The organism is Pectobacterium fontis (assembly GCF_000803215.1).
Taxonomy (GTDB): Bacteria; Pseudomonadota; Gammaproteobacteria; order Enterobacterales; family Enterobacteriaceae; genus Pectobacterium; species Pectobacterium fontis.
Map to the genome: position 1 here is coordinate 34,987 of NZ_JSXC01000004.1, position 15,581 is coordinate 50,567.

Annotated in this window: 15 protein-coding genes; 5 read left to right on the top strand and 10 right to left on the bottom strand. The window is 53.1% G+C overall.

Translation table 11 applies throughout. From position 1 onward, the window contains the following. Position 1: 1 nt before the first annotated feature. From rhaD to OI69_RS02170, 4 genes are all read left to right on the top strand, one after another. Complete coding sequence (gene rhaD, locus OI69_RS02155; RefSeq protein ID WP_039345516.1) at positions 2 to 826, top strand: rhamnulose-1-phosphate aldolase; 825 nt, start codon at positions 2 to 4, stop codon at positions 824 to 826. Positions 827 to 942: 116 nt separating this feature from the next. After that, on the top strand, positions 943 to 1,257 hold the full coding sequence (gene rhaM, locus OI69_RS02160) for an L-rhamnose mutarotase (protein WP_039345517.1): 315 nt from the start codon (positions 943 to 945) through the stop codon (positions 1,255 to 1,257). A gap of 538 nt (positions 1,258 to 1,795) precedes the next feature. Continuing rightward, positions 1,796 to 3,373, top strand: a complete 1,578-nt coding sequence (locus tag OI69_RS02165) for a methyl-accepting chemotaxis protein (RefSeq protein WP_039345519.1) — start codon at positions 1,796 to 1,798, stop codon at positions 3,371 to 3,373. A gap of 359 nt (positions 3,374 to 3,732) precedes the next feature. Continuing rightward, the gene (locus OI69_RS02170) at positions 3,733 to 5,682 is read left to right on the top strand and encodes a methyl-accepting chemotaxis protein (RefSeq protein WP_039345521.1); all 1,950 of its coding nucleotides are present in this window, start codon (positions 3,733 to 3,735) and stop codon (positions 5,680 to 5,682) included. 167 nt (positions 5,683 to 5,849) lie between these two features. Here the strand turns inward: OI69_RS02170 and OI69_RS02175 are convergent, their stop codons facing one another. The 6 genes from OI69_RS02175 to nac form a co-directional block, all read right to left on the bottom strand. Continuing rightward, positions 5,850 to 6,584, bottom strand: a complete 735-nt coding sequence (locus OI69_RS02175; RefSeq protein WP_039345523.1) for an amino acid ABC transporter ATP-binding protein — start codon at positions 6,582 to 6,584, stop codon at positions 5,850 to 5,852. Continuing rightward, positions 6,581 to 7,351, bottom strand: a complete 771-nt coding sequence (locus tag OI69_RS02180; protein ID WP_039345526.1) for an amino acid ABC transporter permease — start codon at positions 7,349 to 7,351, stop codon at positions 6,581 to 6,583. The genes OI69_RS02175 and OI69_RS02180 overlap by 4 nt, the downstream gene beginning before the upstream one ends. Before the next feature lie 5 nt (positions 7,352 to 7,356). Then, complete coding sequence (locus OI69_RS02185; protein ID WP_039345529.1) at positions 7,357 to 8,052, bottom strand: amino acid ABC transporter permease; 696 nt, start codon at positions 8,050 to 8,052, stop codon at positions 7,357 to 7,359. Between the two features lie 22 nt (positions 8,053 to 8,074). Next, positions 8,075 to 8,827, bottom strand: coding sequence for an SDR family oxidoreductase (locus OI69_RS02190; protein ID WP_039345532.1), 753 nt, complete (start codon positions 8,825 to 8,827; stop codon positions 8,075 to 8,077). Positions 8,828 to 8,950: 123 nt separating this feature from the next. After that, positions 8,951 to 9,421, bottom strand: coding sequence for a biotin/lipoyl-containing protein (locus tag OI69_RS02195; RefSeq protein WP_235319646.1), 471 nt, complete (start codon positions 9,419 to 9,421; stop codon positions 8,951 to 8,953). Between the two features lie 63 nt (positions 9,422 to 9,484). After that, the gene (gene nac, locus OI69_RS02200; RefSeq protein ID WP_039345539.1) at positions 9,485 to 10,408 is read right to left on the bottom strand and encodes a nitrogen assimilation transcriptional regulator NAC; all 924 of its coding nucleotides are present in this window, start codon (positions 10,406 to 10,408) and stop codon (positions 9,485 to 9,487) included. A 336-nt stretch (positions 10,409 to 10,744) separates the two neighbouring features. On the opposite strand from nac, the gene OI69_RS02205 reads away from it, so the two are divergent. Next, complete coding sequence (locus tag OI69_RS02205; protein ID WP_039345542.1) at positions 10,745 to 11,947, top strand: pyridoxal phosphate-dependent aminotransferase; 1,203 nt, start codon at positions 10,745 to 10,747, stop codon at positions 11,945 to 11,947. 193 nt (positions 11,948 to 12,140) lie between these two features. Here the strand turns inward: OI69_RS02205 and OI69_RS02210 are convergent, their stop codons facing one another. The 4 genes from OI69_RS02210 to OI69_RS02225 are packed head-to-tail and all read right to left on the bottom strand — an operon-like array spanning position 12,141 to position 15,429. Further along, complete coding sequence (locus OI69_RS02210; RefSeq protein ID WP_039345668.1) at positions 12,141 to 12,911, bottom strand: 5-oxoprolinase subunit PxpA; 771 nt, start codon at positions 12,909 to 12,911, stop codon at positions 12,141 to 12,143. 9 nt (positions 12,912 to 12,920) lie between these two features. Then, positions 12,921 to 13,904, bottom strand: coding sequence for a 5-oxoprolinase subunit C family protein (locus tag OI69_RS02215; RefSeq protein WP_039345544.1), 984 nt, complete (start codon positions 13,902 to 13,904; stop codon positions 12,921 to 12,923). Further along, positions 13,901 to 14,590: a 5-oxoprolinase subunit PxpB gene (pxpB, locus tag OI69_RS02220; RefSeq protein WP_039345547.1), complete on the bottom strand. Its 690-nt coding sequence runs from the start codon at positions 14,588 to 14,590 to the stop codon at positions 13,901 to 13,903. Before pxpB ends, OI69_RS02215 begins: the two co-directional genes overlap by 4 nt. A 2-nt stretch (positions 14,591 to 14,592) precedes the next feature. Continuing rightward, a complete protein-coding gene (locus tag OI69_RS02225; RefSeq protein WP_039345551.1) occupies positions 14,593 to 15,429 on the bottom strand; it encodes an ABC transporter substrate-binding protein in 837 nt (278 codons plus the stop codon). Positions 15,430 to 15,581 lie beyond the last annotated feature (152 nt).

The window sequence follows — 15,581 nt, forward strand, 5'->3', positions numbered from 1 at the left end:
TATGCAAGCAATTCTCTCTTCCTGGTTTGTACAGGGAATGATTAAAGCCACCAGCGATATGTGGCTCAAAGGCTGGGACGAACGTAACGGCGGTAACGTCAGCCTGCGCCTGACGGCTGAGGATGTGACACCTTATGAAAGCGATTTCTACCCGCAGCCGCGCCATGAGGCGCTATCGCAACCGATGCCCGAACTGGCTGACTGCTGGTTTATCGTGACCGGCTCCGGCAAATTCTTCCGCAACGTGCAACTGGATCCGGCAGATTCACTGGTGGTGTTGCAGGTCGATAGCGACGGTAAAGGCTACCGTATTTTCTGGGGACTCACCAACGGTGGTCTGCCGACATCGGAACTGGCCTCGCATTTCCAGTCGCACATTGTACGCATGGGCGTGACCCACGGGCGCGACCGCGTCATCATGCACTGCCATGCGACCAATCTGATCGCTCTGAGCTACGTGCTGGATCTGGATACCGCCACATTTACTCGTGAACTGTGGGAGGGCAGTACGGAATGTCTGGTCGTCTTCCCGGACGGCGTGGGGATTGTGCCGTGGATGGTGCCAGGCACCGATGCGATTGGTGATGCCACCTCCGAGCAAATGAAACGTCACTCGCTGGTGCTGTGGCCCTTCCACGGTATTTTCGGCACCGGCCCGACGCTGGATGAAGCCTTTGGCCTGATCGACACCGCGGAAAAATCTGCTGAAGTCATGGTGAAAGTCAGATCGATGGGCGGTAAGAAGCAGACGATCTCTACCGAAGAACTGATCGCACTGGGTAAACGTTTTGGCGTCACTCCCATGGAAGCCGCGTTGCGCGTGTAGTCCATCTTACGTGTATCGTTTGTGGGAACGTGTCATGCATATCGCACATCGCGTTGCCTTCAACCGCCACGGCCTCACCGTCGTGGCGTTCTGCTAACAACGACGGGGAACCAGCCATGTTTCGTAAGGCTTTTGTGATGTCGGTTTTTCCTGACTGCCACGACGAGTATCAGCGTCGCCATAATCCTATCTGGCCGGAACTGGCTGACGTGCTGAAAAACCACGGGGCGCACCACTACAGCATTTTTCTGGATAGACAGCGCAATCTGCTATTCGGCTATGTGGAGGTCGAATCCGAAGCGCGCTGGGAGGCCATTGCGCAAACAGAGGTCTGCCAGCGCTGGTGGAAACACATGGGCGACGTGATGCCCTCTCACCCCGATAACAGCCCAATCAGCGATACGCTCGAATCCGTGTTTTATCTGGAGTAAAAATCGCCATGCCGCAGTAATATAATCCCCTATTTATGCTGTAATGCCGATCGTTTAAGCATCGAGATACCGGGGGCGACCACGGTGCGAGGTATCCCTACGGGAACTTCATCACCGCGTTTCCCCCTAAATCCATGCTTAAGTGAACAGTATTACTATTTATGCTACGGCTTTCTGACTAAAGAAATATTTAGTCATTTAATTAACCGTTTTTGTTACATATACTTGTGATTTATAAAGATATATATCATGATTATTGATGGTTATCACATTTTATTCTTTCGGTTTATGAATAGTTCATATCTGGGGCCAATAATCAAATTACTCATTAGAAATGACAATTAACAACTTAACATTTAATAAAATAATAATTTACAATTTTTAAATTCGTTAGAATTTAATGTTAATATTATGAAAATAAATGAAATTAACCCGCTTTTGCTCTTCATTGCCTCCTTATTGAATCACACATTATAAAGATCTTATCTTATTTGCCGTTATCACTACTACTTTCCCCCTATAATTAATAAGAATCGCGATGAAACTCTCTCAACTAACAGTGCTCTCCAAGTTATTACTCGGATTTTCCGTCCTGATAGCGATGATGTTGCTATTAGGGGTGGTTTCACTACTCCAGCTTAACGTTAATAACAGCCGTATTGTTGAACTCAGCGACAATAGCTTACCTGGTGTGCGCTACAGTCAGGCAATGCGTGGCACGTTGTCTGAAACACGTTTGCAGCAAATACAGTATGTTGACTCTCAAACACCTGAAGAACGTGAAAGTCACCGCAAAGAATTGCAGCAAAATGCTGATGCTTTCCTCACGGCATTTAAGGGCTATGAAGCCATTGCCAACAGTGACGAGAAAAAAGCCCTGATTAAGGTGATTGGCGAAAACTTCTCGGGCTTCAATTCGGTGAATGCCGTACTGGTTGAGACCGTTAATCGGGGTGATCTGGCTGAAGCCAGTAAAATCAGCGGCGCGAATTCTGCAAAATATCGTAGCCAAATGATGAAAGACCTGGCCAGACTGGTCGACATGGAACTGGAGACGGCAAAAAATATCGTTGCCAGTGCCGACTCGACGTATCGAACGTCACAGTACTATGTCTGGGGATTGCTGTTACTCGCCCTGTTGACAACCGCCATTATCGCCACCCTCATTTCACGTAATATTTCACGCCAACTCGGCGGCGACCCCTATTACGCCAAAGCCATCATGACCGAGATTGCATCCGGTAATCTTGCAACGGAAATCAAGCTACGTCAGGGTGATAACACAAGCCTCCTTGCTTCACTCAACGACATGAACCAGCAGTTGATGAGCATCGTACATACCATCATGAACGGCAGTGAATCCATCTCACTGGCATCCAGCGAGATTGCTCAGGGCAACAGCGATCTGTCGCAGCGTACCGAAGAGCAGGCGGCTTCGCTGATTCAGGCATCGGCCAACATGCAGCAACTCACGCACACCGTACGCCAGAACGCAGATAACGCCAAAGAGGCCAGCCAGTTGGCACAACAAACCTCGGAAACGGCCTCTCAGGGCGGGCTTATCGTAGACGATATGCTCAAGCGTATGCATGAAATTTCCCACAGTTCGCAGAAAATCGTCGATATCATCGGCGTCATTGAAGGCATCGCCTTCCAGACCAACATCCTTGCACTGAACGCGGCGGTAGAAGCGGCCAGAGCGGGCAGCGAAGGGAAAGGTTTTGCTGTCGTCGCGGGTGAAGTACGCACGCTGGCACAGAAGAGCGCCAATGCAGCCAAAGAGATCAAAACCTTGATCGAAGGCACCGTGGAGAAGATCACTGACGGCTCCGCACGCGCAGACAAAGCCAGTCAGGCGATGTCGGAGATTGTGCTGTCAGTGAAAAAAGTGACGGACATCGTGGCAGAGATCTCTCAGGCTTCCAACGAGCAGCACATTGGTATCAAAGAGATCAGCGTGGCGGTAGAGCAGATGGATCGGGTGACCCAGCAGAACGCCGCATTAGTTGAGGAATCTGCCACCGCGGCGCACGCCATGACGGAACAGGGTGAGCAACTGCGCGATGCGGTTCGCTTCTTCAAAGTTAATCAAGACCACATACTGAGAATTCATTAATTCTCCTCTGCCCCGCTGGCTATCCGGCGGGGCAACAGATAGATTCCGATCACGCCCTTCCGCCTTTCTCTGCCAACACCGTGCATAACAGCCTCGCTCAAACACGAGCAAGAATTAGGCTCGCACAGCATGTTGTATAAGTTAACGATCTCACTGTTTTCACAAAATAAAAACAATATAACCATCTGAATAATATTAAATATATTTTTATCATCATCATAATAGTTAATTTTTTAACAGAACAATAAAATCAGTACTAAACCATTACTTCATAGCGCCGAAACTAAATATACTTCTGTCTACTTTTTGTAAGCTGCGCATGCCAGGAACGGGCGACTTGCAGGCAATGGAGCATACTCATGAAATCCCTTCATTACATCTCGATCCGTAGTAAGTTCATTCTGGCTCTCTTCCCTCCTATCCTTGCCCTATTGTGGTTCAGTTTTTCCGGCGTGGCCGAACGACTCAACACAGAAAATGAAATGATCCGCATGGCAAAACTCATCACGCTGGCACGCGATGCTGGCGAATTCACCCACCAATTACAGCGGGAACGCGGGCTGAGTGCAGGATATTTTGGTAGCCAGGGGAAAAAGTTTGGCCCGGAGCTTGCCACGCAGCGACAAGCCACCGATCGAGCACAGCAGGTTCTTGAGCACACTACCGCCAATATGAGCCGCAGCGAATTTGGGGATGCCGTCAGTGAGGAACTGGGTCATGTAACGCAGAAAATACAACAACTTGGGGAACATCGCCGCAATGTCGATAGCCTATCGATACCCGTGACCCAGGCCATAGGCTACTACTCCGATTCCGTCAGCAACCTGTTGAATATCGTCGGGGATATGACGCATCTGGTCAGCGATGGGAGCATTGCCCTGCGGCTAGCAGCTTATTACAACCTGCTTAACGTCAAAGAGCAGGCGGGACTAGAACGCGCCGTGCTGTCCAACACGTTCTCTGCCAATAGTTTTGCTACGGGTATGTTCGAGCGTCTGAACCAGATGGTTGGTCAGGGAAATGCCTATACCACGGCCTATAACATGTTTGCCAATCCCGAACTGCGTAAGGCTTTTGAGCAGGCGCTTAATAACCCTTCAGCCCAAAGCGCGCTCCAGATGCGTAATAAGGCTATCGCTTCCCCCGACGGAAATTTTGCTATTGATGCCAGCCAGTGGTTTAACCAACAAACGGCAAAAATCGATGAGTTGAAAAAGGTTGAGCAACTCACTGCCAACGATCTGACCACACAGGTCAACGCGCTAGCCGCCGATGCCCACCAGTCCTGGATTAGCTATCTGGTAGGGGCTTTGGTTTCTTTGCTGATGGCGATTGGGCTGGCCTTAATGATTATGCGCAGCATCAACGAACAGCTTCAGCAAACCCTGACGACTATTCGCGAGATGGGTGGGGATCTTACACGTCGCTTACGCGTGCCGGGAACCGACGAACTTTCACAGTTGAATCAGGCATATAACACTTCACTGGAAAATATCGCTGATATGGTCGTGAACATTAAGCACAGTTCCCAGATCATCGGACGTGCCAGCAGTGAAATCGCCAATGGCAATCATGATTTGGCGCAGCGTACGGAAGAACAATCCGCCTCGCTGGTACAAACCGCCAGCAGCATGGAAGAAATTACCGTCACGGTAAAACAAACCGCCGACTTTGCCGGACAAGCGCGTCAGCTAACCACGGAGGTGGACGATCAGGCTCACCGCGTCGGAACCATTACCGAAGCCGCCAGCGGCGCAATGGAAAAAATTCAGGACGCCAGCCAGCGCGTGAATGCGGTGGTTGCAGCCATTGATGCCATTGCCTTTCAGACCAACCTGCTGGCGTTGAACGCAGCGGTTGAGGCCGCACGGGCAGGACAACATGGCCGAGGTTTCTCTGTCGTCGCGGCGGAAGTTCGTCAACTGTCGCAGCGCAGTGCTGATGAAGCAGGCAAAATTCGTTCTCTCATCGCCGACAGCATTGCCAGCGTCAGTGAAGGCACGAAATTGGTGAACCAATCGAATCGGGGGCTTAACGACATCATCACCGGCACACGAAAAGTACGCGATCTGGTCAATGAAATCGCGGTTGCCGCTGACGAACAGTCGTTAGGTATCGCACAAATTAATGAAGCGCTCAATCAACTGGAGATGGTGACGCAGCAGAATGTGACGCTGGTTGCGGAAGCTTCCGTCGCCAGCCAATCACTGGATGAGCAGGCAATTGAAATGGAGTCGCTGGTCAGCCGCTTCAAGGTTGACAACCGCGCGCCACAGCAGCCTTTACCGTACGCGCAGCTATCAAGATAGAGCTTTGAGAAACATGGAATAGGCAGCCGATAGAGACATGTTATTCCCACGTAGTCGGGCGAGACAGCCCGACTACGTTTTATAGATACATACTCTCTGTAATGTGTGCGTTAACGACGATACCCGGTACACTGACCTGAGATTCCCCACCAGAGCTAACCGCGCCGTTAGCCCCGTAAATCACTCAGGAAACGGCGTGCGCGCGGGTGCTGCGGGGCGCTAAAGAATTGTTCCGGCGTCGCCTTTTCCAAAATCTGCCCTTGATCCATAAACCAGATGGTATCGGCCACATCGCGAGCAAAGTGCATTTCGTGGGTCACGCACATCATAGTCATCCCTTCCTGAGCCAACGAGCGCATGACGCTTAATACCTCCCCCACCATTTCGGGATCCAGCGCCGATGTAGGCTCATCGAACAACATCACCGGCGGCTTCATCGCCAGCGCGCGGGCAATCGCTACACGCTGCTGCTGCCCGCCGGAAAGCTGCGCCGGATAAGCATTGGCTTTGTGCGACAATCCAACGCGCTCCAACAATTCCCCAGCGTATTTACGCGCCTCGGAACGTTTGGTGCCCAACACTTTTACCGGCGACATCATGATGTTTTCCATCACCGACACATGGGGAAACAAATTGAAGTTCTGGAACACGAAGCCGATACGCGTACGCAGTTGGTTCAGCCGCGTACTGCTGCCGTGGATATCGAAGCCATCAAACAGAATTTGCCCCTGTTCGATAGGCTCCAGACGATTCACGGTGCGAATTAACGTTGATTTCCCAGAGCCGGAAGGGCCGCAAACCACTACCACTTCCCCCGCTTTGACTTCGGCACTGAGATCGGTCAGGGCGTGATAATCGCCATACCACTTATTGACCTGGTTAAACAAAATCATCGGGATCATGATGTTTCCTTATTAAGTTTGCGGTTAGCCAAGAAAGGAGGCTCGTTCCGATCTTCTCCCTGTTGCGGCGGCGCATTGAGCCGTTTATTGGCAATCCAATTTTCTAGCCGGTTCGCCAGCCATGTCAGGCTAAAACAGATAATGTAGTAGCTCAGGGCCACGATGGCGAAGACCTGAAACGGTTTGGTCAGGAGCTGATTGCTGACCTGATTTGCCGCATAGGTCAGTTCCGGCACGTTAATCACATAGCCCAGCGTACTGTCCTTAATGATCGACACCAGTTGGCTCACCAGACTCGGCAATGAGTTGAACAGTGCTTGCGGTAAGATCACCAGTCGCAGGGTTTTCAGATAGCTCATCCCCAAAGCGCGTGACGCTTCATATTGCCCTTGCGGCAACGCCTGAATGCCGCCGCGTACAATCTCGGCGATGTAAGCGCTCTCGTAGATAACCAGCGTACAGAGCATGGTGGAAAAGCCGCTGATATTCTGTCCAATCAGCAAGGGCACGCAGAAGTAGGTCCAGAACACCACCATCATCAGAGGGATACCGCGCAGGGTGTAGACCCAGCAGGCGGCTGCCCAGCGCACCCCGCGCCACGGGGATAACCGCGCCAGCCCAACGACCACGCCCAGAGGAAAAGACAGCACTACCGCCAACAGTGAAATCAATAGCGTGCACAGTACGCCGCCGAGCGGCCCGTTCGGATACTGCCCCATCAGGAACAGCATGCCGTGGTCCTGCAAAATGGTAAAAACATCAAACATAGTGATTACCTCGCGTAGGCACGTTGAAAATGACGGCCTAACAGGGCACCCAGCCCCATCAACAGCAGCGAGCACGCCAGATAACCCAATGTACCGATGGCATAGGCCTCAAAGGTGCGGAAAGTCTGGTTCTCAAGATCGCGCGTCACATAGGTCAACTCGGTTACTCCGATGACCATCGCAAGACTGGTGTTTTTAAACAGCAGCACGGTGTGGTTAATCAAGGCTGGCAAGGCATTGCGGATCCCCTGCGGCAGGATCACCGAGCCCATTGCCCGCATGTAGCTCATGCCCAGCGCTCGCGCCGCCTCATTCTGCCCATCAGGAATAGCGCGCAAACCGCTACGAATATCTTCGGAAAAGTAAGCTGCCTGACATAATCCCAACGCAAACATAGAGAAAAGGAACTCAGCGTTGAAGTCGTTAATCCACATCTGTACCGATTCCGGCAACAGCGTCGGAATGGCGAAATACCACATCATCAACTGAATCAGCGTGGGAACATTACGGTGATATGAAACGTACGCTGCCACCATATACATGGCGATGCGATTTTCTGACAGACGGATCACCAGCAGCAATAACGCAAGAAACATAGCCAGCAGCCAGGCACCCAACGCCAGTTCCAGCGTGATGGTCGCGCCCTTCACGATCATCGCGCCATAGTGGCCGGTTAAAATGGTACTAAAATCGAGCGCCATAATGAGCCTCCTCTCAACCCGCTTAGACTACGTTTTCACCGGGACGCATCGTAGAAAGCCCGCCGGGAACCTGCAACGTCGGTGTGATTTCGATATTGCCGATATTCACCGCTATTGGGGCACTAACAGCAAAGGCTACGCAATCGGCAATGTCTTTTGCCTGCGGCAACTCAAACCCGTCGATAAAACGCTTGCGCGCCTCTTCATGATCGCCGGAAACATTGCCGAAAATGTCGGTTGCCACCCGGCCTGGACAGATCTCGGTAATGCGCACGCGCTTGCCGTAGCAATCAACGCGCAGTTGGCGTGAAAGCGCATGAACACCCGCTTTGGTCGCGTGATAAACGGAGTTGCCGTTGAAGTTATAAATCGCGGCAATCGACGTGATGTTAATAACGTGGCCGCAATCGCGCGCCACCATGCCCGGCACCAGTAAACGACACAGGTGCAAAACCGCACGCAGGTTGACGTTGAGCTGGGTTTCAATCACCTCTTCACTGGCATCGAGAATGGAACCGGGGTGCGACACACCAGCGTTGTTCACCAGAATGTCCACTTGCAGGTCACTGCATAAGCGCGTCAGCGCATCAAGGTCGGCGACGTCAACCGCATGTGGAATGCAACCAGTGCGATCCGCCAGTGCAGTCAACTGTTCCCGACGGCGTGCGACGGCATGAACCGTTATCCCTTCCTGGCACAAACGCTCGACAATGGCTTCGCCCATCCCAGCGGATGCACCGGTGACCAGTGCGACTTTATAATCTGAAAATGGCATAGCGCCTCTCCTGTCATCACGGCATTTCTGAGATGCCGCATCGTATTTATTGCGTATTTTTGACTCTATTCAGTTATGCCTCAGCGGTATAAGACATAAATGGTTTGAGGCAATAAGGGGGACTTATAACGCTGAATGAAATGGCTCATCCAATTGAATTTTAGCGATTTCCTGACCAAACTCGACGGTATCGCCCTCGCTCACCTGAAAGGAAATAAGCTGCCCGGAAACAAGGCTGCGAACGGGTAAGTAGAGTGCGCCCACTTTGACCATAGCCAGTAAATCGCACGGAGCGATCCGGCTACCCGGCACGGTGAAATGCTCCGCAAGCAGAGGATGGCGTAGCAGTACTCGTCCGGGAGCTGGGGCACAAAGGGACGTAAAACGTGGCGGTTCATCCACCGCAGGAACGGGAGCCATGGGAACCATGGACGGCATGGTGGTGAGATGAACAGACCACGTTCTGCCCTTTAGCACGAGATGAGAAATTGAGGTGGCATGCAGGCTCTGTGTGAGCTGTGACAGCATCTCAAGAGTAACGGTTTTTTCCATAGTAACCCAGTACTGGCTGTTGTCTTCGGTGGATGCTTTCACTCTATCCCGCACACACGACTGGACAGTAAGAGGGTTTCGCTTTACGGCAATAAGGGAGACTTATTAACTCACCAGTGTCAGGGGGCGGTTATCCGGTGTCCGGTTCGCAACCAGTGACAATAGGATCGATTTCACCGCCTCGGCAGGTTCAGACAGCGGCAGGTGATCGGAAATACAAAACGACAGTGAAGTATGGACATCCGGTTCAATGATTTTTGCCATCCAGGCATCAGACGCGTTCAGCATCGCCCGAGCGGCTGATTCCGGCATGATCGTGCATCCCAGCCCGGCAGCCAGCACCGCATTAAGGGTAGTTTGCGATTCAATTTCGCAGGCGACCCGATACTCCAGCCCCTCTTTAACGAAGGCATCATCCACGACTTTACGCATAATGTTGTAAATACGCGGCAGGAACAGGTCATAACGCGCCACATCAGCCAGTGCGATCTCTTTCACCGGCTTATCCAGACAATTCGGACAGACAAAACAGAGGTGCTCTTTCATCAGCGGGATAAAACGCAGTCCGTGGATCGCGCGGTTATCATAAATCACCGCCATATCCATCCTCCCGTTCATGATGAGTTCACTTAAGGTGGTGCCGAAGTTTTCATTGAAATAGAGCACGATGCCGGGATGCTGACGCTGTACCTCTTGCATCAGCGGAATGGCAAGCTGTTGCGCTGCGGTTCCGGGTGCCAGCCCCACCGAAACATTACCGCACAACTCCATGCCCGAGCGGTCGATCGCACTCTGCGCCTGCGCGCACTGCCGTAAAATCGCCTGTGCATGGGTATACAGGATGTTGCCTGCGGTGGTGGGCGTGACGCCACGTTTGGTACGAATCAACAGTTGCTGATTGACCTCCCCTTCCAGGGTGGCGAGCTGCTGACTGAGTGCCGGTTGGGCGATATGCAGGATATCCGCTGCTTGGGTTAAGCTTCCCACATCGACAATTTTGATAAAATATTTCAGGCGACGTAGATTCATAGCCTATCTCCAGTGATGACCTCTCCATCACTAAAGCAATGGCTGTGCCAGTTCTGGCAATTTCCTATCCACACAGGTTACTTATGGATTTATGAGGCAAAATGCTCACCGCTATCGCCCAAACCCGCATTCCACCGTCTGTCACCCGCACTCCTACGGTGCAAAAGGGGGCATGCTTGCATCGTTACGGGATTCGCCGGTCATTCAGTCATTGTTTTGCATTATGTCCCCACAACAAAGCAGTATTATCTGCCTGCCTGGCCTGTTCCCTATTCTCAGATCTCACCCACCGTGCGCGAGCGCGGTTTTTGCTGAATCAACTGGAACACCTGTGATATGCCAGACATTGCCGATCGACTTAAAAACATCGCTATTTCAGCGTCCGTTGCGATGACGCAAAAAGCGCGCGACCTCACCGCACAGGGAATTGACGTGGTGGGACTTTCCACTGGCGAGCCAGATTTTCCGACCCCGCCGCACGCCATTGAAGCCGCTTACGCTGCTGCGTTGGCTGGCGACACGCGTTACCCGCCAATCGACGGCACGCCCGCGCTGCGCGCCGCTATTCAGCGCAAATTCAAACGTGATAACGGGTTGGATTATGACATCAGCCAGATCATCACCACTGGCGGCGCACGGCAGATGATTTTCAATGCCATGATGGCAACATTGAACCCCGGTGATGAAGTGGTGATCCCCACACCATCGTGGATCAGCTATGCCGATATCGTGAAATTCGCCGGGGCAACCCCCATTCCGGTGCCGTGTTATGAAGAAAATGGCTTTAAGCCGCTGCCTGCCGATATCGCCGCCGCCATCACGGATAAAACTAAATGGCTGCTACTCAACTATCCGAGCAACCCCACCGGTTCCGTCGCCAGTCGCGAAGAGTTGCAAGGCATTGCCGATGTGATGCTGGATAATCCGCATGTCTGGATCCTGACTGACGATATTTATGAACACCTGATTTATGACGACTGCGTTTTCCTGACCCTCGCGCAGGTAGAGCCTCGCTTGTATGACCGGGTGCTGACGGTGAATGGCGTCTCGAAAGCGTATTCGATGACCGGCTGGCGTCTCGGCTTCTGTGGCGGCCCGGCTCCGCTGATTAAAGCGATGAGTAATGTCAATACCCAGAATGCCGGAGGGATCACCACGCTGACGCAGGCGGCGGCGATTGCGGTTCTGGATGGCCCACAGGATCTGCTGAAAGAACGCGCCGCCATCTATCGCGAACGACGCGATTTCGTGCTGGCGAAGCTGGCTGAAATTCCTGGTCTGGTGTGTCACAAACCGCAGGGTGCCTTTTATTTGTTTGTGAATATCGCCGCGTTTATGGGGAAAACCAGCGCAGGTGGGCGGCAGATTAACAGCGACGCCGACTTTGTGATGGCGTTGATTGAAGAACAGTACGTGGTGACGGTTCAGGGAGCGGCATACGGTATGAGTCCCTATATCCGTCTCTCGTATGCCACCAGCATGGAACGACTGCAAACTGGCTGCGAGCGTCTCGCCGCCTTTTGCGCAGGGTGTCAGTAAGCGTGAATCCCGACTGGCGTTCCGCTTAGTCGAATGATGATAACGTCCCTCGCAGCCCGGATAAGGCATTGATGCCAACATCCGGGCTGCAACATTTTTCCCTCACCCGAACTCTCAATATCAGCAATATCAGCCGCAAAAAAAGCCCGACAGCCTTAACGCCTGTCGGGCTTAGACAACAATGTGCCCCATCCTACTGCTGCAATACCTCTGCGGCTGGAGCCACGACGCTGCCGCAGGCTTCAATCTCACTGCGTACCATCTGCGCCAGCGCCAATGAACCCGGTGTGTCACTGTGAATCAAAATCGAGCGGGCGCGCACCGCCAGATGATGCCCTTCAATGGTGGTCACGGTGCCTTCCTGCAAAAACTGGCGAACGCGCCCGCGAACAGCCCCCTCTTCTTGAATCACTGCACCCGGCTTGCCGCGTGGCACCAAACGCCCGGTGGCATCGTAGGCCCGATCGGCGAGAAACAACGTTAGCCCTGCTAAACCAACACTTTTCGCCGCCTGCTCAATAATGGTGTCCGGCTGGGAAAAAATAATCAGTGCCGGATCAAGGCGATGAATCGCCAGCATCACCTGACGCGCCAGCGCCACATCGCGGTTGATCATATTGCCCATTGCCGCGTGAAAACTCACATGCGATACCACCGTCCCTTCACATTTTGCAATCGCCTGTAACGCGCCAATCTGGTACATCACCTGCTGGCAGATCTCATCGGGGGTAAAGGCCATCTCTTTGCGCCCAAATCCGAGCCTGTCCGGTAGCCCCGGATGCGCACCAATCCCCACACCCCGGCGCTTCGCCAGACGCACCATTTGCGTCATGATCGCCGGATCCCCCGCATGAAAACCGCAGGCAATATTGGCCGACGAGACAACCTGCATCAGGGCTTCATCGTCACAGAGCTGATACACGCCAAAACCCTCTCCCATATCGGAGTTCACATCTATTTTCATCATCGGTCATTACCCATTCACGTTAATAAGTGAACGCGAAAAATCGCGCAACCGTGCCAGCCAGCGTTCGGTCGCCTGCCGCGCAACGATAGCCTGTTTCGCATCGCTCTGGATTAACTGAATCGACTGCCCGGCCTGTAGCTGACCCAGCCGCCAAAGATCTTCTTCAATCACGCAGGCAATTTTGGGATAGCCCCCTGCGGTATTCGCATCGCTTAATTGAATGATCGGCTCTCCTGCTGGCGGCACCTGTACAATGCCTGGGATCAGCCCGTATGAACGCATCTCAATCGTGCTGGAGGGGAAAATCGGCTCACCGGAAAGACGGTAGCCAGTGCGATTACTTTGACGAGATATCTGCCACGGCTGCTGCCAGAAACGCGCATGATCCGCCGCGAACAGCGCATACTCACCAGAGGGCATCGCCCGTACTGGCACAACGCCATTCACCGGCGCGGCAAACACCTCACGCAGCGCCAGTTCCGGCGGCTCAATGCCTATGCCGCCTTCCGGCAACGGCTTGCTCGTTATCCGGCCGAGAGGCAGTCGATCTCCGGCCTCCAGCGGGCGACCGTCAATGCCACCAAACCCGCCACGCAGCGCGGTACTGCGCGAGCCTAACACCTCCGGCACATCAATGCCGCCTGCCACACAGAGATACCCCCGCGTACCGGAACGGGGATAGCGCAACTCCAGCACCTGGCCTTTTTTCACCTGACAGCCCCACCAGGGCGGCAGATCGCGATCATCCAGCCGTGCCCGACAATCCGCTCCGGTCAATGCAATGGTTGTCGTTTCATGAAAGCGCACGCGAAACGGAAACATTTGCACTTCAATTGCCGCAGCGTTGTCATTATTTCCCAGCAGCGCATTCCCAGCCCGCAAAGCCAGCGGATCCATGGCACCACTGACCGATACCCCAAGGTGGCGGAAACTCAAACGCCCCAAATCCTGTACCGTGTTTAGCGCACCCGTGCGTTCGATTTCGATCACAGTTCGATCCTTTCGGGTAAAAAACGGATGTTATCGCCGGGAGCCATCAGCGCGGGGGGAGTCGCATGCGGATCAAACACCTCCAGTTCGGCATAACCAATCGCATTCCAGCCATTTGGCCCGGTTAGGACCGACACGCCCGTCTGCGCTCCACCAATGGTCACGGTTCCTTTGAGCATATTGAGTGACGGCACCTTTTTACGCGGCGTCGCCAGCAGAGGATCCAGACCATGCAGATAACCAAACCCCGGCGCACTGCCCACCGCCACAACCGTGTACTGTCCCTGATAATGGCGGCGGATCACCTCTTTTTCCGTAAAACCGGTGTGGCGGCATACCGCGTCAAGATCGCTGGCCAACTCGCCACCGTAGTGCACCGGAATCTCAATCAACGTTCCCTGTGGCTGCACTTCCCGCGCTTCTCGCCAGTATTCGCGTAGCCGCTGCGGGAATGCGTCTGCTTCTTCTGGCGTCTGCTTGAGCAACACCAGTAAATTGGTGACGCCGGGGATCAGCGCGTCGACGTCATCACACTGTGAGAGGATTTGCTCCAGAGACCAGATACGCCGTTGAGTCGCCAGACTAAATTCCCCCGTTGCTTCCACCAGCCAGGCACGGCTCCCCATGGTTGAGAGCGTGATATCCGCCCCTAAAGAAACCGACGCGTGTTGCTCTAACCAGGCCATAATTATTCCAGCGGTTCAAATTTCAGGTTCGACAATGGCTGTACGCGCTCCTCTCGCACCATCTTGTACTCGGTATTTGGCCCAATCCAGGTATCCCAGATGTTGTCGATGGTGCCATCGCTATCCATGGTTTTCAGGCTGGTATTAACCGCATTAAGCAGCGCAGGTTCGTCACGCTTCATGCCCACACCAATCGGCTCCAGCGCCATCGGCTCTTTGATCATCGCAAGCTCGATGCCGTCTTTTTTCGCCTGAGAGATCATCTTGATGCCGGTCATGGTGTTGGTCACAAAACCCACCACTTTGTTTTGTTCCAGCGCGAGGAAAGCGGATGCCGAATCCTGGAAGGTCACCGCATTGCCGCCTTTAATATGAATCGACTGCTCAGACGTGGTGCCTTTGGTCGCGCTGATGCGCTTGCCTTTAAAATCGGCGAGCGTTTTATCCGCATTATCTTTTTTCACCACCAGCATCTCTTTGGCGACATAGTACGGGTCGCTGAACTGGATCTGATTGCCGCGTGTTTTGGTGTAAGCGAGGTTAGCGATCAACACATCGGCACGACCCGTTGCAATCACCGCAATCCGCGCCTCGACGGAAGTGGGAACCAGGGTTAATTTCAGCCCCATTTTCTGCGCCAGCGCGGTACACAGGTCCACATCCATGCCCACCAGTTGGCGCGTTTTCGCATCCGGTGATGAGAACGGCGGCACGTCGGAATAGACTGCACATTTCAGATCGCCACGCGCAGTGATATCCGAGAGCAGATCCGCATTGGCTCCAATACTGGTCAGTAAAAGTGGCAATACCAGAGCAGAAGATAATTTTTTTACTGTCATGATGTTTTCCCCAAAGTGTTAACTCGTTGAATACACGCCTTTGTATTGCCAGATTTCATGCGGTATGGCAGACCGTACACATTGGAATATACGGGCTTTATTTTCGACGGTATAAGAGGGAAACCCTGTCGCGAGATACACAATTTATATGA

Coding starts and splice junctions, on each gene's coding strand:
- pxpB (WP_039345547.1), bottom strand. CDS start 14,590: ATGGCCTGGTTAGAGCAACACGCGTCGGTTTCTTTAGGGGCGGATATC.
- rhaD (WP_039345516.1), top strand. CDS start 2: ATGCAAGCAATTCTCTCTTCCTGGTTTGTACAGGGAATGATTAAAGCC.
- rhaM (WP_039345517.1), top strand. CDS start 943: ATGTTTCGTAAGGCTTTTGTGATGTCGGTTTTTCCTGACTGCCACGAC.
- OI69_RS02175 (WP_039345523.1), bottom strand. CDS start 6,584: ATGATCCCGATGATTTTGTTTAACCAGGTCAATAAGTGGTATGGCGAT.
- OI69_RS02225 (WP_039345551.1), bottom strand. CDS start 15,429: ATGACAGTAAAAAAATTATCTTCTGCTCTGGTATTGCCACTTTTACTG.
- OI69_RS02170 (WP_039345521.1), top strand. CDS start 3,733: ATGAAATCCCTTCATTACATCTCGATCCGTAGTAAGTTCATTCTGGCT.
- OI69_RS02190 (WP_039345532.1), bottom strand. CDS start 8,827: ATGCCATTTTCAGATTATAAAGTCGCACTGGTCACCGGTGCATCCGCT.
- OI69_RS02205 (WP_039345542.1), top strand. CDS start 10,745: ATGCCAGACATTGCCGATCGACTTAAAAACATCGCTATTTCAGCGTCC.
- OI69_RS02210 (WP_039345668.1), bottom strand. CDS start 12,911: ATGAAAATAGATGTGAACTCCGATATGGGAGAGGGTTTTGGCGTGTAT.
- OI69_RS02185 (WP_039345529.1), bottom strand. CDS start 8,052: ATGGCGCTCGATTTTAGTACCATTTTAACCGGCCACTATGGCGCGATG.
- nac (WP_039345539.1), bottom strand. CDS start 10,408: ATGAATCTACGTCGCCTGAAATATTTTATCAAAATTGTCGATGTGGGA.
- OI69_RS02165 (WP_039345519.1), top strand. CDS start 1,796: ATGAAACTCTCTCAACTAACAGTGCTCTCCAAGTTATTACTCGGATTT.
- OI69_RS02180 (WP_039345526.1), bottom strand. CDS start 7,351: ATGTTTGATGTTTTTACCATTTTGCAGGACCACGGCATGCTGTTCCTG.